Origin of the sequence: Brevundimonas sp. NPDC058933 (assembly GCF_049315965.1) — a bacterium.
Lineage (GTDB): Bacteria > Pseudomonadota > Alphaproteobacteria > Caulobacterales > Caulobacteraceae > Brevundimonas.
Window position 1 is genome coordinate 1 of record NZ_JBMOSL010000012.1, and the last position, 19,574, is coordinate 19,574.

Consider the following 19,574-nt stretch of genomic DNA (forward strand, 5'->3'; position numbering starts at 1 on the left):
GCCCCCTCCACCGCCTGCGGCGGTCCCCCTCCCCCGTGAACGGGGGAGGATCAGACGAACTACGGTTGCCAGCCGCCCGGCGTCTCGGGGATGGTGTCGGCGCCCTCGACGGTGATCTCGCCGCGGGTCTTTCGCACCTCGGTCCAGGCGGCGCGCAGCAGCTCGGTCACGCCCTCGCCGGACACCCCGGACACGAGGTAGGGCCGCTTGCCGGAAGCGGCTTGGAGCTCGGCGATCTTCTCTTCCCGTTCTTCAGGCGACAGGGCGTCGATCTTGTTCAGGGCCAGCAGTTCGACCTTGTCGGCCAGGCCCTCGCCATAGGCGTCCAGCTCGCCGCGAATGATGCGATAGGCCTCGGCCACGTCTTCCTGCGTGCCGTCGACCAGGTGAATCAGGCTGGCCGAACGCTCGACATGGCCGAGGAAGCGGGTGCCCAGACCTGCCCCCTCATGCGCGCCCTCGATCAGGCCGGGAATGTCGGCGATGACGAAGCGCTCGGACGGGCTCAGGTCCACCATGCCCAGGTTGGGCACCAGGGTGGTGAAGGGATAGTCCGCCACCTTGGGCTTGGCCGCCGAGACGGCCGCCAGGAAGGTCGACTTGCCGGCGTTGGGTAGGCCGGCCAGGCCGATGTCGGCGATCAGTTTCAGCCGCAGCCAGATCCAGCGTTCCTGGAACTCCTGGCCGGGGTTGGCGTGATCGGGCGCCTGGTTGGTCGGGCCCTTGAACCGGGTGTTGCCCCAGCCGCCGTTGCCGCCGGACAGCAGTTTGACCCGCTGGCCCGCCTTGTCCATGTCGACCAGGACGGTTTCCTTTTCCTCGTCCAGGACCTGGGTGCCGACGGGGACGCGCAGGACCACGTCCTCGCCCTTGCCGCCGTGCATCTGGCGGCCCTGGCCGTGGTGGCCGGTCTGGGCCTTGAAATGCTGCTGGTAGCGGAAGTCGATCAGGGTGTTCAGCCCGTCAGCCGCCTCGATCCAGACGTCGCCGCCCTTGCCGCCGTCGCCGCCGTCAGGCCCGCCGTTGGGAATGAATTTTTCGCGTCGGAACGAGACGGCGCCGGCGCCGCCGGCGCCCGAACGAATATAGATCTTGGCCTGGTCGAGGAACTTCATTGCGGCCTTATGACCGAAGAGAGCGGCGAATTACAGGCCACCCCCTCGATCAGCGAATTTCAAAGGCGAAGCTGAAGGTGCGACGGCCGTTTGTGTTCGCTTCTGCTCGGGCCGTTCGCATGGCGCGCAGGGCTTCCATGCCGAAGCCATAGCCGGCGGGGGCTTCCGCTAGGATGACGCAATTCGTCGGGGCGCCGGCGGCGAAGTCGCAGCGCAGGGTGGCGCTGCCGCTCACATTGGCCTGAAGCGCCCTGCCGGGCGTTTCGAGGCCCGGGGATCGGGTCCAACGGATCGGCGCTTCTTCTGCCGGCTGAGGAGCGGGCGTCGCATGAACCCCGACCTCTTGCGCGGCCAGGGCTGCCATGAGGGCGATCAGAAGCATCTGGAATCCTGTCGAGACTAACCCGGCGGACGGTCCGGGATTCGCCCGTTCAGAGCAAGCGGCCTTTTATCCCCGCGCCCAGACGTCGAAGGGATCGCTCCACGGCAGGCCGAGCGCTTCCGCCACGGCTGGATAGGTGATCTCGCCCTTCAGCACGTTCAGGCCGCGCGCCAGATGCGGGTCCTGCTTCAGGGCCGCCAGCCCTTGATCCGCCAGGGCCAGGCCGAAGGGCAGGGTGGCGTTGTTCAGGGCTTCGGAACTGGTTCGGGGCGCGGCGCCGGGCATGTTGGCGACGCAGTAGTGGACCACGCCGTCCACGACATAGGTGGGGTCCTCGTGGGTGGTCGGCTTGGAGGTCTCGAAACAGCCGCCCTGGTCGATGGCCACGTCGATCAGAACGCTGCCGGGCTTCATGGATTTCAGCTGGTCGCGGCGGACCAGGGTGGGGGCCTCGGCGCCGGGGACCAGGACGGCTCCGATGACCACGTCGGCCTTGACCAGTTCCTCCTCGATGGCGCCGATGGAGGAATAGCGGGTGATGACCCGACCGCCGGTCAGTTCGTCGATCTCGCGCATCCGGGGGATGGATCGCTCCAGCACCACCACCTCGGCCCCCAGACCCATTGCCATGCGCGCGGCGTTCAGCCCCACGACCCCGCCGCCCAGCACCAGCACCCGCGCCGGCGCCACGCCTGGCACGCCGCAGAACAGCAGGCCCATGCCGCCATTGTGCTTCAACAGGGTCTCGGCGGCGGAAAAGACAGCGATGCGCCCGGCCACCTCCGACATGGGGGCCAGCAGCGGCAGGCCGCCGTTCCGGTCGGTCACGGTCTCATAGGCGATGGCGGCGCATTTCGAGGCCAGCAGCCCCTTCGTCTGCTCGGGGTCGGGGGCCAGATGCAGATAGGTGAACAGGATGTGGTCGGGCCGCAGCCGCGCCCATTCGACGGCTTGCGGCTCCTTGACCTTCACGATCATGTCGCTGTCGGCGAAGACGGTTTCGGCGTCGGCGACGATGGCCGCGCCCGCCTTCTGGTATTCCGCGTCGGTGAAGCCCGCGCCCAGGCCGGCGCCGGTCTCGATCCGCACCTCATGGCCGTGGGCGACGTATTCGCGGACGGCGGTGGGGGTCAGGCCGACCCGATGTTCGTTGGTCTTGATCTCGCGGGGCACGCCGACACGCATGGATTCCGTCCCTGAGTTCGCGCCCCAGTGAGCGGGGCCTGAGCGGACGCTAAACCTGACCTTGGGGAACGGCTAGGCCGCAACGTTGGAATTCGAACTTGTGCGCGGATGCGGCGGCGCCCACCTCCACAGCCAAGGTTGAGGAGGCATCATGTCGGACGATCATGCGGGAAGGCTGTGGTTCGGGTGGGCGCTGGCGGCGGGACTGGTCGCTGCGCCAGGGGTGCTGGCCGGGGGCTTTCCCCTGATCCCGATCTTCCTCGCCGTCGTCGGGCTGGCGTGCGCGGCGCATCGGCCCAGTCGCCTTTTCGTGACGGCGAAGATCGGTCAAGCTTTCAGTGGCAGCCGGGTCAGATCGCTGATCATCGTCTTCGGCGCAATTCTGATGATCCAGATTCTGCCGATGGAGCTGGCCCTGCTGATGGCCGGCGACGTTATGGCCTATGTCGAGGTGGTCGCGGCGGTCAGCCTGATTTCTGGCCGGGCGCGATGGCCCCTGCTCAAGGCGCGTCTGGAACAGGCGGGGGGCAGGGTCGCGGCGGTCATCCGGCGCCAGCCTGTCGCTCGAACCCCAGGCCCGGCTCGGCGTCGGCGCCCGGCGCGTCCAGCCTCCGGCGACGATGATTCAGCGGGTGCGCCTGGCTGGGCGTTCGCCTGAGAGGACTGGCGGCAGGCATGAAAAATCCCCGCCGCCTGTGAGGGCGACGGGGACTGATCGGTCGTCGAAGTCCTAGTTCCTGGCGTCGCGGGCGGCGCCTTCGACGGCAGAGCCGGCGGCCTGGGTGTCCTTGCCGACGCCGGCCACGGTGTTGCAGGCGGCGGTGGTCAGCAGGGCGGCGGCGGCGGCGAGTACGAACAGTTTGCGCATGGTCGGCTCCAGTGAAAAGGGCAGGGGCCGAAAGACGCCCCTCGCATCATCAACGCGACGGCGTGCGCCGGGTTCCTGTCAAGCTGACGGATAGGCGCCGGTTTTCGGCGCCTCTGGCGTAGCGAAGGTCAGGCGGGCGATGGACCCGCCTCCGGGCGCCTCGACCATTTCGGCCTGGCCGCGCAACTGCTTGGCGAAGGCGTTCATCAGGGTGCGGCCGACGCCGGCCGTGTCGATGTCGGCCGCGCCGGGGCCATCGTCCTGGACCTCGAGCACGCTGGTCTCGCCCAGGACTCGGAAACGCACCTTGAGGTCGCCGCCGCGCCCGGCGAAGGCGTGCTTCTGGGCGTTGGATACGGCCTCGACCAGCCACAGGGCCACGGGCGCCAGTCTGTCCGGGTCGATGATCAGGTAGTCTGCATCGACGGAGCTGGTGACCAGCGGCCCCCGCATGGCTTCGCCGGCAATCAGCTGCCCCACCAGTTCGGTCAGGAAGGTGCGCGAGTCCGCCTCGCGAATATCCTCGCTCTGGTAGAGGGTGCGATAGATCAGGGCCAGGGCCGTGATGCGCTGGCGGGTGTCGCCCAGGGCCGAACGGGCGGCCGGATCGGTCACCGCCCTCTGCTGCATCGATAGCAGCGACGAGATGATCTGCAGGTTGTTCTTCACCCGGTGGTGGATCTCGCGCATCAGCGCGTCCTTCTCGTCCAGCGAGTCGAGCAGGGCCTTGTCGCGGGTCGTGATGCTGTCGCCGAGCGAGCCGAGGGTGCGGGCCAGGGTGCGAATCTCGGCCGGGGCGTGCTCGGCCTGAACCGGGCGCACCGAGAAACGGCCGCGCGCATAGATGGCGGCCACCCGCTCCAGATAGACCAGCCAGCGAATGACGATCCGTTCGGACAGCAACATGACCGCGAGGAAGGCGACCAGCCAAGCGGACAGAGGCAGCAAGAAGGAGCCGATCGGATTCAGCCGCGCCCAGGACAGCAGACCCGAGGCCGGCGCCGACAGCAGGACGAACAGGTCGCGGCCGGCCAGGGACGCGCCGGCATAGACATGCCTGCGCCCATGCGTGTCCCGCGCCTCGAACAGGGCGGCCTCGCCCTTCTGGGCGCGCTGGGCCCAGGCGGCGATCGCGCCTTCGTCCTGAACGGCGAAGGTCGAGGGCTCGGTTGAAACCAGAATCCGGCCCTGCGCATCGATCAGCGAGGATTGGGAGCCGGACGGCAGGGCCGGATCCTGGATGTCGGGTTGCAGGGCGGTCAGCGGGATCACGGCCGCCATGGCGCCCTGGAAGGCTCCCATCGGTCGTTCCGAACGGACAGCGACGATCAGGGCGCCCGGAGCGCCGGGCGCCCTGGCCATGACCACGTCTTCGCCCTGTCTCAGCCTTTGATACCATTCCTGGCCGCGCACGTCGGCGGCGGCGCCGATCAGGGCTGGCCCGGTCGCGGCGTCGGAACGGGAGGCGCAGACCGGCTCCCCGGTCGCGCTGTAGCGCTGCAGCGCGGAAAGGGCGTCCAATCTGGACACCAGAGCCGTCAGGCGCGGCTCGCAATAGAAGCCGGCCCCCTCGGGCGCCAGGGCCTGAAGCAGCACCACCGTGCTGTCGATCCGGGCCTTGGCCTCGGCGGCGCTGCGTTCGGCCGCCAGTTGCAGGTCGATACGACGATCCTCGGCCTGACGCCGGAACTCCGCCTGCGTCTGGGCCGCGCTGAGCAGAAGGATGGGCAGCAGGGCCGCAGCCATGGCCCAGCCCATGCGGAAGCGAATGCCCTGTACGCTCGGACGGCCCAACTTGCGGCCCCATGCGCGGCCGAAACGCACCATCGGGTCAGCCCTGCCTGGCGCCGCTCAACCTGTCGGCGTCGGCCAGGATCGAGCGCATGGCGTCGCCCGCAGCCTTGCCGTCACGTCCGTAGCCGCCCCGTTCCAGCGTGGCCGCCAGCGCCTTGCGTGCGCGCGACACGCGGCTTTTCACCGTGCCCACGGCGCACTGGCAGATTTCGGCGGCCTCTTCGTAGGCGAAGCCGCCGGCGCCGACCAGGATCAGGGCTTCGCGCTGTTCCTCGGGCAGGGTCTTCAGCGCCTGACGCAGTTCGTCCAGGGCGACGGGCGCCTCGGGGTCATCGACGGCCACCAGGGTCCGCTCGGCGGCCTCCTGGTCCAACTGGGTCTGGCGCCATGAGCGGCGCTTTTCCGAATAGAACTGGTTGCGCAGGATCATGAAGGTCCAGGCCTTCATATTGGTGCCCATCTGATAGCTGGCCCGGGCGTCCCAGGCCTTCATCATGGCTTCCTGGGCCAGGTCGTCGGCGGCCGTGGGATCCCCCGTCAGGGTGCGGGCGAAGGCGCGCAGATGCGGAATCAGCGTCACCAGCTCCTTCTTGAAGCCGGCGTCGTCGGCGGAGGGCGGCTTGGGCGGAGCGCTGGAACTGCTCATTGGCCGTCCTTGGTCGACGACCGGTCATCGGCCCGCCGCAGGATGTCCAGGAATTCGTCCGGAACCGGCTCGTTCACCACCTGGTCGAACATGTGGCGCAGTTTGACGCCTATGGCCTGCTGGCGCAGACGCACTTCTTCCAGCCCGTTGTCCCCGGACGCAGCTGCGTCAGGACGCGGGGTGGTTTCCTTAGAATTGATCATGGAGTTTCCGGCCGCCACCCAAGCCTGTAGGGAGAGTTCATGGAAGCGGAAAACGCGGCTTCTCTCCAAGAGTTCCTAAGCCTGGGCGATTTAATGCTCAAGCTTGCGAACGAGGATGGAACCGTTGCGACCCGGACACGTTCTGGCAGACTGGCGCGTCACCAGATCGGGGACGCCGACTGTCGGGGAACTTGTATGAGTCTATTGGCGAGGCTTGCGCCGCATCTGCCCTATGTCCGTCGCTACGCGCGGGCGCTGACCGGCGATCAACTTACAGGCGACAACTACGTGCGGGTCGCGCTTGAGGCGCTGGCCGCCGGCGAGCGGCAGCTGCCGTCCGAGATGACGCCGAGGGTGGCCCTTTACCACGTCTTCCACGCCATCTGGTCGTCGACGGGCGCCCAGCTTGAGGACAGCAGCGGGATCGAGAGCGGCGAGGATGACGCGTCGCGTCGTCTGATGCGGATTTCTCCCCGGTCGCGTCAGGCCTTCCTGCTGACGGCGCTCGAAGGTTTTACGCCTTCGGAAGCAGCCCAGATCCTGGCGGTTGATCCCCGGTCGGTTGAACGCCTGATCGCCGAGGCCCAGTCCGACATCGACGCCGAGCTGGCCACCGACGTCCTGATCATCGAGGACGAAGCCATCATCTCCGCCGACATCGAAAGCCTGGTGAAGGAGCTGGGCCATCGCGTCACCGGCACCGCCACCACCCATGATGAAGCGGTGGACGCCGTGACGCGTCACCGGCCGGGCCTGGTGCTCGCCGACATTCAACTGGCCGACGGCTCGTCCGGCATTGATGCGGTCAAGGACATCCTGAAACGCTTTGACGTGCCGGTGATCTTCATCACGGCCTTCCCGGAGCGTCTTCTCACGGGCGAACGGCCTGAGCCGACCTTCCTGATCACCAAGCCCTTCCAGCCGGAAACGGTGAAGGCGGCGATCAGCCAGGCGCTCTTCTTCCATCCTTCGCGTCAGAAACAGGCCGCCTGACCTTCTGAGGCCTGACGCTGCATCGGCCCCGATGGTTCGCCATCGGGGCCTTTTGCCGGGCGCTACCGGTTCTGGGCCTCGGTCGTAGCAGGGGCCGATGCGGGCGCGGCCGGTGAATCGAAGGGGGCGACGTCCTCGCGCGTCCCGCCCGCATCCGGATTGACGCTCTGGAAACCGCCATTGCTGAGCAGCCACATGCCGAGCAGCAGGATGGCGGTCGCGCCGCCAGAGACGATCAGCAACCACAGAATGCGTACGCCGCCGCGACCCTGGCGGACATATTGCGCCTCGATCGGCACGTGGTGTTCGACCGCGTCGGCGGAATGGGAATGGGGGTCCTGATGGGTCATGGGCGTCTGCTGCGGCCGTGTCGGTCGGCCTCTCCTATGGTCTAGCAACGCGACGCCGCGCGTCCTCGTTCCGGTGGATCGGCGCGCGACCCGAGCGTGGGACAATTATCGCGTCGGGTGGAACTGGCCTCACACGCCGTCGTTATGGAAGTGCGGAGGCGACAGAGTCCCCTCGCCTGGCCGGTTCGCCCGCCAGCCGTCTTCGCTCCTCATTCTCGATGATGCCACCTCAAGCGGACTGGAAACGGTCCGCTTTTTCTTTGGAAGGCCCTCGACAGGACGGGAGCATCCGCCACTATGGGTCTTCAAAGAAAACGCATTGGAGCTGCGCCATGAGCCTTCGCAATCGTCAGTGGGTCCTTCGTCAACGTCCGAAAGGCCTGATCCAGGACGGCGATCTGGAGCTGGTGGAAACACCGGTGCCGGACCTGAAGGAGGCCGAGGTTCTGGTTCGCACCCTTTACCTGTCGCTGGACCCGACCAACCGCACCTGGATGAATGACTCCGAGGGTTATTTGCCGCCGGTGGGTCTGGGCGAGGTCATGCGCGGCCTGACCCTGGGCGTGGTCGAGCAGTCGAAGTCGGACCGGTTCAAGGCGGGCGACATCGTCACGCCGCTGTCGGGCGGCTGGGCGGACTACGCCGTGGTGCATGAGCAGGGCTTGCGTCCGGTTCACCGCGCGCCAGGCCTGCCGTTGACCGCCAACCTGTCGGTCCTCGGCATGACCGGGCTGACCGCCTATTTCGGCGTCACCGACGTGCTGAAGGCCAAGCCGGGAGAAACTCTGGTGATCTCGGCGGCGGCGGGGGCCGTGGGCTCCATCGCCGGCCAGGTGGCCAAGCAGCGCGGCGCCCACGTCATCGGCATCGCCGGCGGGGCCGAGAAGTGCCGCTGGCTGACCGACGAGCTCGGCTTCGACGCCGCCATCGACTACAAGAACGAGGATGTGGGCGAGGCGCTGGATCGTCTCGCGCCCAACGGCGTCGACCTGAACTTCGAGAACGTCGGCGGCGACATCATGATCGCCGTATGGAACCGGCTGAACGTTCATGCCCGCATGGCCGTCTGCGGCCTCATCTCCTCCTACAACGCCACGCGTATGCCGCCGTCGCCCAACTTCAGCCGCATCATCACCCATCGTCTCAACGTCCAGGGCTTCCTGGTGCTCGATTATGCGCCGCGCGCGCGTGAGATGGTCGAGGAGATGGGCCCCTGGCTCGCAGACGGGCGGGTCAAGTGGAAGGTCCATGTCGATGACGGCCTGGAAGGCGCGGTGACGTCGCTCAATCGCTTGTTCACCGGCGATCATGACGGCAAGCTGCTGGTCCGGGTGTCGGAAGAACCCGCCGCCTGAGGAGACCTGACGGGATGACCGAACCGCTGCACGTCCATTTCGAGGATATCGAGATCGGCCAGGTCATCCCCCTGGGGGCCTGTGCGGTGGACGAGGGGGCGATGGAGGTCTTCGTCGAACGGTTCGCTCCGGGCTGGGATGTGGCCTACGGCGCCCCGGACGCCCTGGTCTACGCCCTGTGGAGCCGGCTGTCGGCCGAGAAGGCCGGGAGCTGGGCCGGAACCAAGACCCTGGCGATCGACGGTCTTCGCTTCCTGCGCAACCCGCCTCCCGGCGAGCTGTTGCGCGGCCGCCTGACGGTCATGGGCAAGGATCCGGTCGGTGACGAGAAGGGCATAGTCATCGCCCAGCAGGACCTGCTGGATGAGGCGGGGCGGCTGGTCTTCTCCTGCCTGACCCGGGCCCTGGTCGCGCGGCGGTAGGGCGCGGCCTTCTCCCACAAGGGAAGAAGGGCAGAACGGAAAACGCCCCGCCAGTTTCCTGACGGGGCGTTTCATTTTCAATCTTCTAGCGGCCTCAAGTAGCGCGCAAGCGCGATAGGCCCCTAGAAAAAAGCCTGTCAGGCGTTGGCGGCGACGGGCGTTTCGGCGGCGGCGCGGGCGAAGGCCATGGCGATCAGACGGTCCCAGCCCAGCAGCGACACCAGATGGGCGTAGATCTGGCCCAGGGCGCCGTTGTCGCGCAGCTCGACCAGCTTGTCGGCCGGCAGGGCCTTCAGCTTGTCTTCCGAGACGGCGAAGTATTCAGCCAGCTTCTGCACCTGGCCGGCCGAGCCGTCCGGGTTGCGCGGGGTGAAGGAGGCTTCGCGCGTTTCGAACAGGTCCAGGTCGATCAGCAGTTTGACGAAGGATTCCGTGCGCAGGCGCTCCTGCTCGAAGTTGTTGCAGAACTCCATCGCGTTGTTGACATACTCGCTGGGCTGGCCGTTCTCGAACAGCGGGATCTCGCCCGCTTCGCTGACGAAGCCCGCGGCGCGGTCGATGCACAGGATCATGCGGTTCTGCGTGTCGTCATTGGCGAAGACGAAGGGATAGCGCCGGATATAGGCCGGGATATAGGCGTCCGCGCGGAAATCGCCGTTGTCGATGAACAGGTTGTCGTTCTGGCGCAGGCCCATGGCCACGACCGGCTGTTTCAGGTCGCCGACGAAGACGATCGGATAGGACAGGGCGGCTGGCGCGAACTCGGTCACGGTCAGCGGCACGATGTTCGTCTGGGCGACGAAGGCGTAGGGCTTGTCGGCCGGCGTCACGCCCAGCTTGCCGTGGGCCTCGATCGAAATCGGCTCCGGCTGGGTGTAGAAGAGGACGTTGCCGGACAAGCCGGACGCTTGGGACGTGGTGTCGGTCATGATGTGTCGGATCGGTTCTGAACAGAAAGGTCGGGCCTTCTAGCCCATGGGCGGCCGGGCGGCAAACGCGACCGTTCGACGAACGGCAAGCTTTTCCGCAGCAGCGGCGACGCCGCCACGGTTGCGGTCGGACCGCCGACCCCTTAGCTGTGAGGCATGGGCGTCACCTGCGATCACGATCATGCCGACAGCCGACCCGGCCACGCCGAGGTCGAGCGGGCGCTTGTCGCCGTCGAGACGCGCTGCGCCGCCGAGGGCGAGCGCATGACCGCGCCGCGGCGGCGGGTGCTGGAACTGCTGCTGGCGGCGGGCGAGCCGGTCAAGGCCTATGATCTGATCGCCCGCTATGGCCTCGACGGTCAGGCCGCCAAGCCCCCGACCGTCTATCGCGCCCTGGAATTTCTGGAACGTCGGGGCGTGGTGCACCGGATCGCCTCGATCAGCGCCTATGTGGCCTGCACCGCCGCAGCAACCGACGCCCCGGTGCACGCCGCCGCCTTCCTGATCTGCGATTGTTGCGGCGCGACCGAAGAAGTCGCCGTGGCCGGGGGCGACGCCTTCGCCGAGGCCGCCTCCTCTGCGGGATACGCCATCGAGCGCACCACGATAGAGGGGCACGGCCGTTGCCCCGCCTGCCGCGTGGCGGCCTGATCAGCATGGACGCCCTGGCCCTGTCGGCGCCGCGGCGCCTGACCATTCCCATCGACAACCGCTGGGGCGGCGGCGAGATGGCGGTCCTGGATTTCGGGGATCCCGCCCGGCCTGTCGATCTGATCTTCGCCCACGCCAACGGCTTCAACGCCTACGCCTACCGGTCGCTGCTCCAGCCCCTGTCGGGCGCGCTGCGCATCTGGGCGCCGGACCTGCGCGGCCATGGCCGCACGCGCCTTCCCGCCCGGCCCGAGGGTCGTCGCAGCTGGAAGGACCATCGCGACGACCTGATCGCCCTGCTGGACGCCGTCGATGGTCCGCCGGTGGCTCTGGCCGGCCACTCGATTGGCGGGACCAGCGGCCTGCTGGCGGCGGCGGAACGGCCGGACCGGGTATCGCGTCTGCTGCTGCTGGATCCGGTCATCTGGCGCCGCCCCATGGTGCTGGCCATGAACCTGCCGCTGGTCGGGCGGCTGTCGCACCGTATTCCCATCGTCGCCAGCACCTTGAAGCGGCGCGCCCTGTTCGACAGCCGCGAACAGGCGCTGGCCGCCTATCGCGGACGCGGCGCCTTCAAGGGCTGGTCGGACATGATGCTGGCTGACTACCTGGTCGATGGTCTGGCGGAGACGGATCGCGGCTTCGAGCTGACCTGCACCCCCGCCTGGGAGGCGTCGAACTATGCCGCCCAGGCGCACAATCCGTGGCCCGCCCTGCGACGGTTTCCGGAGGCCGTCCGTGTGCTGAAGGCCGAGAGCGGCAGCCTGTGCGCCGTGCCGACGGGAACTTCGCCGCATCAGGTGGAAACCGTGGCGGGCGGCGGGCATCTGTTTCCAATGACCCATCCCGACATCGTGCGCGACGCCCTGCTGGACGCCGCCGTCTGAGGCGACGGCCGGGGTGGTCGGGCGCAGGCGTTCGATGTTAGGCCTTGGCGTCATGAGTTCGCGCATCGCCAGTGATCTGAACCGTATCCTGCTGGGCTCGGCCATCGGCGCCGCGATCGGCCTGGTCCTGCTGGCGCTGGGCGTGGCCATCCTGTGGAACGCGGCGGACCAGAGGCTGGCGGAGGCGCCGCAGGGTGCCGATACCGCGCTCGCGTCGGCCGTTCCCGCCAGGCCCGATCCGCCGAGCGATGCGGCGGCTTCCCCGAGGCCCTATCCGACCGTGGCGCCTGCGCCTTCGGCGGAGCCTGTTCCCGTTCCGGTCGAGGAGCCCCGGCGCCCGGCGGCGAAGTCGATCTGGCGGTCGATCTTCGACGACGAACCTGAGGTGCAGCCGGAGGCTGTCCCGTCGCCGCCCGCTGTCACGCGCGCGGCGCCGCCCGCGCCGCGTCCTGCGCCGCGACCGGCCACGCCCCGACGCCCGCCCGAGGCGCAGCGGCAGGACGACAGCCTGTTCTTCTGACGACCTAGGTCAGTCGGGCGCAGGCGTGGATCAGCCGCTCCACGTCCTCTTCGGACTGATAGAGGCCGAAGCCGAAGCGGATCACGTCGTCGCGGACGTCGGTGACCACGTTCATGTGCTGCAGGTCCGCCTTCCAGCGCGCGGCTTCGTCGGAGCGCAGGGCCAGGAAGCGGGCGCGCGCGGCGTCGCCTTCGACCGGATTGAGGATTTCGGCCTGGGACAGGGGACCGGCCTCGCCGTTCTGAACCGCCGCCTGGAACCGGGCCTGCAGCTTGCGCGCATGGGCGGCCACGTCGGCGGTGGTCAGGCCTTCTTCATCCAGCATCCGGCGCACGGCGTTGAGGCGATACAGCGCGCTGACGTCGAAGGTGGCGCCCCAGAAGCGGCCGCCGTCGGTGCGGTACTGGACCCCGCCAGGCGGGCCCTCCAGATGGCCGAACTCGGCGAACCAGCCGGTGATGACCGGACGCGGACAGAAGCCGGGCGGGGAATGCAGGAAGCAGGCGCCTTCGCCCGCCATGGCGTATTTGTACCCGCCCGCCAGATAGAAGACCTTGTCCGCCACCGCCGACAGGTCGGTCGGCATGGCCATGAAGCCGTGATAGCCGTCGATCACCACCCACGGCCCGGCCGGATCGGCCAGGGCCGCCAGTTCGGCCACGGCGTCGAACACCTGGCCGGTGCGGAAGAAGACCTGGCTGACCAGGATCAGGTCATGCCCGCCCGCCCTGGCCGCCGCCACGAAGCGCTCGGCGAAGGTGGCGAAGGGGTGCAGGGGCACCCGCGTGACCACGGCCTCGCCCGCCTCTTCCCAGCGTTCCGACTGGCGGCGGAAGGAGTGGAACTCGCCGTCGGTGGACAGGATGCGGACCGGCTTCTTCTCGAAGCCCGAGACGATGCGCAGCAGGATGTCGTGGGTGTTGGGCGCAAAGATCAGGCTGTCGGGCGAGGGCAGGCCGAGCTCCTTCGCCACATGATTCTGCGCCTCGGGAATGACCTCGCCGAAGATCAGGTCCCACTTGCGGTCGGCGAAGCGGTTGGCCTCGGCCCAGGCCTGAACCTGGGCGTCGAAGCTGGCGTCGGGCCACAGGTGATGGCTGTGGGCGGCGAAGTGCAGCCGCTCGGGATCGAGACCGAGGGCGCGCGAGAAGAGGGGCTTGTAGCTCATGGGGGCGAAGCTAGCGGGCGGAGGGGGCGGCGTCACCTGTCGTTCCTCCGTCATCCCGGGGCCGCGTAGCGGAACCCGGGACCCAGGCGTGAGCGACTACACAGGTGGCGGATCGTTCAGGCGTCTGGGTCCCGGATCGACCTTGCAGGTCGTCCGGGATGACGGCGGTGGAGGAGAGAGCAAAGAAAAAGGCGGGCCGCTTTCGCGAACCCGCCTCATTATTTCTAGATCAAACTGCCGTGGCAGTGCTTGAACTTCCTGCCCGAGTGGCAGGGGCAGTCGGCGTTGCGGCTGGTGCGTTCCCAACCGATCGGCAGGGCCTCGACCGGCAGCTTGGAGCGGTCGTCGCCGGTCAGCATGCCTTCCGGGTTCTGGGCCGACGGATTGACCATTTCGTTCTCGCCGGTGCCCGGGTTCAGGTGGATTTCCTGGAACTCGGGCAGTTCCATCGCCGGCGGGGCCTCGAAGCGGAACTCGACCGTCATCAGCCAGCGGGTGACGTTGTGGCGCAGGTCGTGCAGCAGGGTCTCGAACAGGTTGAAGGCTTCGGTCTTGTATTCGTTCAGCGGGTCGCGCTGGCCATAGCCGCGCAGGCCGATGACGCCGCGCAGGTGGTCCAGGTGGACCAGGTGCTCACGCCACTGCATGTCGATCATCTGCAGCATGAACTGCTTTTCCAGACCGCGGGTCTGGTCCTGGCCGATCATTTCGAGACGTTCGGCGGCGCGGGCCTCGGCGGCGGCCATCAGCCGCTCCTCGAACTCCTCGTTGGAGACGCCTTCCTCGGCGGCCCACTCGCGCAGCGGCAGTTCCAGGCCCAAGGTCGAGCGGACCTTCTCGTCCAGACCCTCGATGTCCCACTGTTCGGCGTAGGCCTTGGGCGGCACATAACGTTCGACCAGGTCGTTGATCACGTCGCTGCGGAAGTCCGCGACCAGTTCCGACAGGTCGGTGGAGTCCATGAACTCCTGGCGCTGTTCGAACACGGCCTTGCGCTGGTCGTTCACGACGTCGTCGTATTTCAGCACGTTCTTGCGCATGTCGTAGTTGCGGGCCTCGACGCGCTTCTGGGCGGTTTCGACGGCGCGGTTCAGCCAGGGGTGGCTGATGGCCTCGCCCTCGGCCACGCCGAAGCTGCGCATGATCGAGTCCAGGCGGTCGCCGGCGAAGATGCGCAGCAGGTCGTCTTCGCACGACAGGTAGAATTTCGAGGTGCCGGGGTCGCCCTGACGGCCGGTGCGGCCGCGCAGCTGGTTGTCGATGCGGCGGCTCTCGTGGCGCTCGGTGCCGAGCACGAACAGGCCGCCGGCGGCCAGGGCGGTTTCGCGGTGGACGGCGATCTCGGCCTTGTACTCGGCTTCCTTGGCGGCCAGCGCCTCGGGCGTGACCTCGATCGCCATGTTGCGCTGTTCCTGGGTCCAGCGCTGGATACGCATCTCCAGGTTGCCGCCCAGCTGGATGTCGGTGCCGCGACCGGCCATGTTGGTGGCGATGGTGACGGCGCCGGGCAGACCGGCGTCGGCGACGATATAGGCTTCCTGCTCGTGCTGACGCGCGTTCAGGACGTTGTGCGGAATGCCGCGGCCGGTGGCGTAGGTGATGTCATAGGCGTCGTCGCCGACCTTCTGCGCTTCCTTCTCGCGGCCGGCGTATTCGGCCTTGAGGGTGCGGCCGGTCTCGACCTTGTATTCATAGGTGTCGAGGACGGCGGACAGTTCCTCGGACTTCTCGATCGAGACGGTGCCGACCAGGATCGGCTGACCCTTGACGTGGCATTCGGCGATCTGGGCGGCGATGGCCACGTTCTTCTCGGCGAAGGTGCGATAGACCTCGTCGTCATAGTCCTTGCGCAGGACGGGACGGTTGGTCGGCACTTCCAGGACGTCCATCTTGTAGATGTCGAGGAATTCCTGGGCCTCGGTGGCGGCCGTGCCGGTCATGCCGGACAGCTTTTCGTAGAGGCGGAAATAGTTCTGGATGGTGACCGAGGCCAGGGTCTGGTTCTCGGGCATGATCTTGACGTCTTCCTTGGCCTCGATGGCCTGGTGAAGACCTTCGGACAGGCGACGGCCGGTCATCATGCGACCCGTGTACTCATCGATCAGGACGATCTCGCCGCCCTTGATGATGTAGTCCTTGTCGCGCGTGTACAGGGTATTGGCGCGCAGGGCCTGGTTGACGTGGTGGACCAGGCTGACGTTGGCCGGGTCGTAGAGGTCGGTGGTGTCCTCGGCGAAGTGACCGCCGGCCTCCAGCATTTCCTCGATCCGCTCCGAGCCCAGCTCGGTCAGCAGGGCCTGGCGTTGCTTCTCGTCCAGATCATAGGTGGCCTTGTCCTTGACCAGTTCCTTCACGATCGTATCGACGATCTTGTAGAGGTCCGAACGGTCCTCGGTCGGACCGGAGATGATCAGAGGCGTGCGCGCCTCGTCGATCAGGATGGAGTCGACCTCATCGACGATGGCGAAATGGTGGGTCCGCTGCACCATCTCGCGCCGGTCATAGACCAGGTTGTCGCGCAGATAGTCGAAGCCGAATTCGTTGTTGGTGCCATAGGTGATGTCGGCGTTGTAGGCCGCCTGGCGCTGGCCCTGCGACAGGCCGTTGACGATGACGCCGACCTCGAGGCCGAGGAAGCGATAGACCTTGCCCATGGTCTCGGCGTCACGGCGCGCCAGATAGTCGTTGACGGTGATGACGTGGACGCCCTTGCCCGCCAGCGCGTTCAGGTAGACCGGGGCCACGGCCACCAGGGTCTTGCCCTCGCCGGTCCGCATTTCTGCGATGCCGCCTTCATGCAGGATCATGCCGCCGGCCAGCTGCACGTCGTACTGGCGCTGACCCAGAACCCGCTTGGACGCTTCGCGCACCACGGCGAAGGCCTCGCTCTGGATCTTGTCCAGGCTGTCGCCGGCCTCGATCCGATCCTTGAAGGTCTGCGTCATCATGCGCAGTTCGTCGTCCGAGAAGGCCTCGAACCGGGATTCCAGGGCGTTGATCTTTTGCGCCTGGGCCTGGAAGGCCTTGACCTTGCGGTCGTTGGAGGAGCCGAGGATTTTCTTGGCGAAGCCGAGCATGGGCGATCCGGTAAAGGCGGTCGAGCGGCTGAAGGCTCTGAAACAGGAAGCGTCGCGATCGCGGAGCCCCGGATCGACGCCGGTCCCGGCGACCCTCGAAATACGAGGCGTGCGCAGGGGCGGCGCAGACGATCGAAAACCCCTCGACTTGGGCGCAGCCGGGACTTAAGCACCGCCCTAACCCCTGTCAACGCGAGGGGCTTTCGACGGCTTGCCGCGACGGGCCTCCCGGTTTCTGTTTTTCGCCCTCAATCGTCTTCTGGCCGGAGCGCCCGATGCGTCTTTCGCGCCCCCCCTTCCGAACCTTGCGGCCCCTGCTGGCTTCGGCCTTGCTCGCCGCAGTGCTGATGGCCGCCTGCGGGCGCGGCGATGCGGAAGGTCCGCCGGAAAAGGGCGATTTGGTCGTGGCGCGGGTGCTGGACCGCTCGGTCTGGGCCTCCGACGTGCGCCGGGAAGCCGTGGCGCAGGGCCTGGTCGGGGAGGGCGAGCCCCTGGACGTCAAGTCCGAGCTGTTCCGCCGCGTGCTGGACGAGGTGGTCGACCAGAAGCTGCTGGCGGCCGAGGCGCGCCGTCGCGGACTGGACAAGAACGCCGCCGCCCAGCGCCGGCTGGAGGCGGTGCACGAACGCATCCTTGGCGACATGCTGGTGGAATCCGTCGTCAGCGGGGCCGTATCCGATCAGGCGGTCGAGCGCCTCTATCAGGAACAGCAGCGCCGGGCCCAGACGACCGAGGAGGTCCGGGTCCGCCTGATCCTGTCGCACACGAAGGAACAGGCCGACGCCGTTGTGGGCGTCCTGGGGCAGGGGGCCGCCTTCGAAGCTGTGGCCGCCCAGCGCTCGGTGGACGACGCCACCCGCTATTCCGGCGGCGATCTGGGCTATTCGACGCTCGACGTCCTGCCAGACGCCTACGCCGCCGCCGTGCGCGGCCAGGCCCCCGGAGTTGTGGTCGGTCCGGTTCAGGGGCAGGAAGGCTGGGCCGTGCTGCGCATCGAGGATCGCCGTCTGGAAGCTCCGCCGACCCTGGATCAGGCCCGCCCGCTGATCGTCCGCTACCTGACCTATGAAGGCGTCCGCCAGCTGCTGGAGCAGTTGCGCGGCAAGGCCCAGGTCGAAGTCTTCCTCAATCCCGCCAAACCGGCGACGCAACCGGCCACACGGCCAGCACCCGCCTCTCCCGCCGCCGCCTCTCCCGCCGGAACCGTCGCTTCATGAACCGTCCGCCCGCCTCCAAGTCCGGCTCGACCGGCCAGATGATCGAATCCGCCATCGAAAAGGCGCTGGACCCGCTGGCCTCGGCCCTGAAGCGCGCCACCCAGCCGGCGGCCGCCAAGGCGGCCTCGCCCGGCAAGCCCGGCCTGATGATCTCGCCCCTGGCGGTGCCCTTCCCGATCATTCCGCCCATCGGCGGGGTCGAGATCGCCACCGCCCGCGCCGGCTTCTACAAGCATGAGCGCGACGACCTGGTGGTCTTCCACTTCCCCGAAGGCGCCTCTTGCGCCGGCGTCTTCACCCGCCACAAGGTCGGCTCGGCCCCGGTCGACTGGTGCAAGCGTCAACTGGACGCCGATCGGGGCGGCGGCGAAGGGGTCAAGGCCCTGGTCGTCAACGCCGGCTGCGCCAACGCCTTCACCGGCAAGGCCGGGGCGGACGCCGCCCGCCGCACCGCCTCCGAGGTCGCCAAGCGCTTCGACTGCCGTCAACGCGACGTCATGCTGGCCTCGACCGGCGTGATCGGCGTGGTGCTGGACGAGAAGAAGATCATTGCGCGCCTGCCGGACGTCGAAGCGCGTATGAAGGCCGATGCCCATCCCACTGAACAATGGGCCCAGGCCGGTCTCGGCATCATGACCACGGACACCTTCCCCAAGGGCTCCTACGCCGAGTGCGAGATCGAGGGCGTCAAGGTCAGGATCGCCGGCATCGCCAAGGGCTCGGGCATGATCGCGCCCGACATGGCGACCATGCTGGCCTTCATCGTCACCGACGCCGCCATCGCCCCGCCGGTGCTGAAGGCCCTGCTGAATCTGCACGTCCGCACCACCTTCAACAGCGTGACCGTGGACGGCGACACCTCGACCAACGACACGGCCCTGCTGTTCGCCACCGGCGCCTCGGGCGCGCCGCGCATCGGCCGGGTCGGCGACCGCCGTCTGAAGGACTTCTCGGCGGCCCTGGACAAGGTCATGCTCGATCTGGCCCACCAGCTGGTCCGGGACGGCGAGGGCGCGACCAAGTTCGTCCGCATCACCGTGGACGGCGCAGCCAGCCCCGCCTCGGCCCGCAAGCTGGCCAAGTCGATCGCCGACAGCCCCCTGGTGAAGACCGCCATCGCCGGCGAGGACGCCAACTGGGGCCGCATCGTCATGGCCGTGGGCAAGACGGAAGAAGCCGTGGACCGCGACCGTCTGGCCATCCATTTCGGCCCCCACGTCGCCGCCGTCGACGGCGCCCCTTCGCCGACCTACGACGAGGCGCAGATGAGCGCCTATATGAAGAACGCCGAGATCGACATCACCGTCCACGTCGGCTCGGGGCGGGCGTCAGCCACCGTCTGGACCTGCGATCTGACCAAACGCTACATCGAGATCAACGGGGACTATCGTTCGTGAGCGAGGCTGCGGTTCCCACCGTCCTCGTCGTCGCCGTCGCCCTGATCGATCCGGACGGCCGGGTCCTGATCGCCAAGCGGCCCGAGGGCAAGCAACTGGCCGGCCTGTGGGAGTTTCCCGGCGGCAAGGTCGAACCGGGCGAGCGGCCCGAGCAGGCCCTGATCCGTGAACTGAACGAAGAGCTGGGCATCGACGTGAACGAGGCCTGCCTGGCCCCCTTCGTGTTTACCAGTCACGCTTACGAATCCTTTCATCTCTTGATGCCACTGTATCTGTGCCGGCGCTGGTCCGGCGTGGTCACGGCGCGTGAGCACGCGGGTCTGGCCTGGGTGAAGCCGAACAAGCTGTCGGACTATCCCATGCCCCCGGCCGACGAACCCCTGGTCGCCTGGTTGCGCGACCTGCTCTGATCAGC

General features: G+C 67.8%; 21 protein-coding genes. 10 read left to right on the forward strand and 11 right to left on the reverse strand.

Features of this window, described 5'->3' with window-relative positions:
- Window positions 1–59 precede the first annotated feature (59 nt).
- The 3 genes from obgE to ald form a co-directional block, all read right to left on the reverse strand.
- Window positions 60–1,115: a GTPase ObgE gene (gene obgE, locus ACOZBP_RS15175; RefSeq protein WP_422677158.1), complete on the reverse strand. Its 1,056-nt coding sequence runs from the start codon at window positions 1,113–1,115 to the stop codon at window positions 60–62.
- A gap of 49 nt (window positions 1,116–1,164) precedes the next feature.
- Window positions 1,165–1,497, reverse strand: a complete 333-nt coding sequence (locus tag ACOZBP_RS15180) for a hypothetical protein (RefSeq protein ID WP_422677159.1) — start codon at window positions 1,495–1,497, stop codon at window positions 1,165–1,167.
- Between the two features lie 66 nt (window positions 1,498–1,563).
- Window positions 1,564–2,682, reverse strand: coding sequence for an alanine dehydrogenase (gene ald, locus ACOZBP_RS15185; protein WP_422677160.1), 1,119 nt, complete (start codon window positions 2,680–2,682; stop codon window positions 1,564–1,566).
- Between the two features lie 151 nt (window positions 2,683–2,833).
- Between ald and ACOZBP_RS15190 the strand changes: the two genes are divergently transcribed.
- Entirely contained in the window at window positions 2,834–3,340 is a 507-nt protein-coding gene (locus ACOZBP_RS15190; RefSeq protein ID WP_422677161.1) for a hypothetical protein, read from the forward strand.
- A gap of 72 nt (window positions 3,341–3,412) precedes the next feature.
- On the opposite strand, the gene ACOZBP_RS15195 is transcribed toward ACOZBP_RS15190, so the two are convergent.
- From ACOZBP_RS15195 to ACOZBP_RS15210, 4 genes are all read right to left on the reverse strand, one after another.
- Entirely contained in the window at window positions 3,413–3,550 is a 138-nt protein-coding gene (locus ACOZBP_RS15195; RefSeq protein WP_422677162.1) for an entericidin A/B family lipoprotein, read from the reverse strand.
- A gap of 78 nt (window positions 3,551–3,628) precedes the next feature.
- A complete protein-coding gene (locus ACOZBP_RS15200) occupies window positions 3,629–5,377 on the reverse strand; it encodes a sensor histidine kinase (RefSeq protein WP_422677163.1) in 1,749 nt (582 codons plus the stop codon).
- Window positions 5,378–5,381: 4 nt separating this feature from the next.
- Window positions 5,382–5,990, reverse strand: coding sequence for a sigma-70 family RNA polymerase sigma factor (locus ACOZBP_RS15205; RefSeq protein WP_422677164.1), 609 nt, complete (start codon window positions 5,988–5,990; stop codon window positions 5,382–5,384).
- Window positions 5,987–6,193: a NepR family anti-sigma factor gene (locus tag ACOZBP_RS15210; RefSeq protein WP_422677165.1), complete on the reverse strand. Its 207-nt coding sequence runs from the start codon at window positions 6,191–6,193 to the stop codon at window positions 5,987–5,989. Before ACOZBP_RS15210 ends, ACOZBP_RS15205 begins: the two co-directional genes overlap by 4 nt.
- A gap of 195 nt (window positions 6,194–6,388) precedes the next feature.
- Between ACOZBP_RS15210 and ACOZBP_RS15215 the strand changes: the two genes are divergently transcribed.
- Window positions 6,389–7,186 carry a response regulator gene (locus ACOZBP_RS15215; protein ID WP_422677166.1) on the forward strand — a complete coding sequence of 266 codons (798 nt, stop codon included), beginning with the start codon at window positions 6,389–6,391 and terminating at the stop codon, window positions 7,184–7,186.
- Between the two features lie 62 nt (window positions 7,187–7,248).
- Here the strand turns inward: ACOZBP_RS15215 and ACOZBP_RS15220 are convergent, their stop codons facing one another.
- A complete protein-coding gene (locus ACOZBP_RS15220) occupies window positions 7,249–7,536 on the reverse strand; it encodes a hypothetical protein (protein ID WP_422677167.1) in 288 nt (95 codons plus the stop codon).
- 332 nt (window positions 7,537–7,868) lie between these two features.
- Here ACOZBP_RS15220 and ACOZBP_RS15225 point away from each other — a divergent pair, with 332 nt between their 5' ends.
- A complete protein-coding gene (locus ACOZBP_RS15225) occupies window positions 7,869–8,891 on the forward strand; it encodes an NADP-dependent oxidoreductase (protein WP_422677168.1) in 1,023 nt (340 codons plus the stop codon).
- Window positions 8,892–8,905: 14 nt separating this feature from the next.
- Window positions 8,906–9,313 (forward strand): MaoC family dehydratase, encoded by a 408-nt coding sequence (locus ACOZBP_RS15230; protein ID WP_422677169.1) that lies wholly within the window; start codon window positions 8,906–8,908, stop codon window positions 9,311–9,313.
- A gap of 137 nt (window positions 9,314–9,450) precedes the next feature.
- Here the strand turns inward: ACOZBP_RS15230 and ACOZBP_RS15235 are convergent, their stop codons facing one another.
- Window positions 9,451–10,242, reverse strand: coding sequence for a SapC family protein (locus tag ACOZBP_RS15235; RefSeq protein WP_422677170.1), 792 nt, complete (start codon window positions 10,240–10,242; stop codon window positions 9,451–9,453).
- Window positions 10,243–10,398: 156 nt separating this feature from the next.
- Between ACOZBP_RS15235 and ACOZBP_RS15240 the strand changes: the two genes are divergently transcribed.
- From ACOZBP_RS15240 to ACOZBP_RS15250, 3 genes are read left to right on the forward strand one after another with little or no spacing between them, the layout of a single operon-like run.
- On the forward strand, window positions 10,399–10,893 hold the full coding sequence (locus ACOZBP_RS15240; RefSeq protein ID WP_422677171.1) for a transcriptional repressor: 495 nt from the start codon (window positions 10,399–10,401) through the stop codon (window positions 10,891–10,893).
- A gap of 5 nt (window positions 10,894–10,898) precedes the next feature.
- On the forward strand, window positions 10,899–11,780 hold the full coding sequence (locus tag ACOZBP_RS15245; RefSeq protein ID WP_422677232.1) for an alpha/beta hydrolase: 882 nt from the start codon (window positions 10,899–10,901) through the stop codon (window positions 11,778–11,780).
- A 52-nt stretch (window positions 11,781–11,832) separates the two neighbouring features.
- Window positions 11,833–12,300, forward strand: a complete 468-nt coding sequence (locus ACOZBP_RS15250; protein WP_422677172.1) for a hypothetical protein — start codon at window positions 11,833–11,835, stop codon at window positions 12,298–12,300.
- Window positions 12,301–12,304: 4 nt separating this feature from the next.
- On the opposite strand, the gene ACOZBP_RS15255 is transcribed toward ACOZBP_RS15250, so the two are convergent.
- Entirely contained in the window at window positions 12,305–13,468 is a 1,164-nt protein-coding gene (locus ACOZBP_RS15255) for an aminotransferase class V-fold PLP-dependent enzyme (protein WP_422677173.1), read from the reverse strand.
- 224 nt (window positions 13,469–13,692) lie between these two features.
- Window positions 13,693–16,545, reverse strand: coding sequence for a preprotein translocase subunit SecA (gene secA / locus ACOZBP_RS15260; RefSeq protein WP_422677174.1), 2,853 nt, complete (start codon window positions 16,543–16,545; stop codon window positions 13,693–13,695).
- A gap of 275 nt (window positions 16,546–16,820) precedes the next feature.
- On the opposite strand from secA, the gene ACOZBP_RS15265 reads away from it, so the two are divergent.
- From ACOZBP_RS15265 to ACOZBP_RS15275, 3 genes are read left to right on the forward strand one after another with little or no spacing between them, the layout of a single operon-like run.
- Complete coding sequence (locus ACOZBP_RS15265; RefSeq protein WP_422677175.1) at window positions 16,821–17,762, forward strand: peptidylprolyl isomerase; 942 nt, start codon at window positions 16,821–16,823, stop codon at window positions 17,760–17,762.
- Window positions 17,759–19,159, forward strand: a complete 1,401-nt coding sequence (argJ, locus tag ACOZBP_RS15270; RefSeq protein WP_422677176.1) for a bifunctional glutamate N-acetyltransferase/amino-acid acetyltransferase ArgJ — start codon at window positions 17,759–17,761, stop codon at window positions 19,157–19,159. The genes ACOZBP_RS15265 and argJ overlap by 4 nt, the downstream gene beginning before the upstream one ends.
- Complete coding sequence (locus tag ACOZBP_RS15275) at window positions 19,156–19,569, forward strand: (deoxy)nucleoside triphosphate pyrophosphohydrolase (RefSeq protein ID WP_422677177.1); 414 nt, start codon at window positions 19,156–19,158, stop codon at window positions 19,567–19,569. The genes argJ and ACOZBP_RS15275 overlap by 4 nt, the downstream gene beginning before the upstream one ends.
- Window positions 19,570–19,574 lie beyond the last annotated feature (5 nt).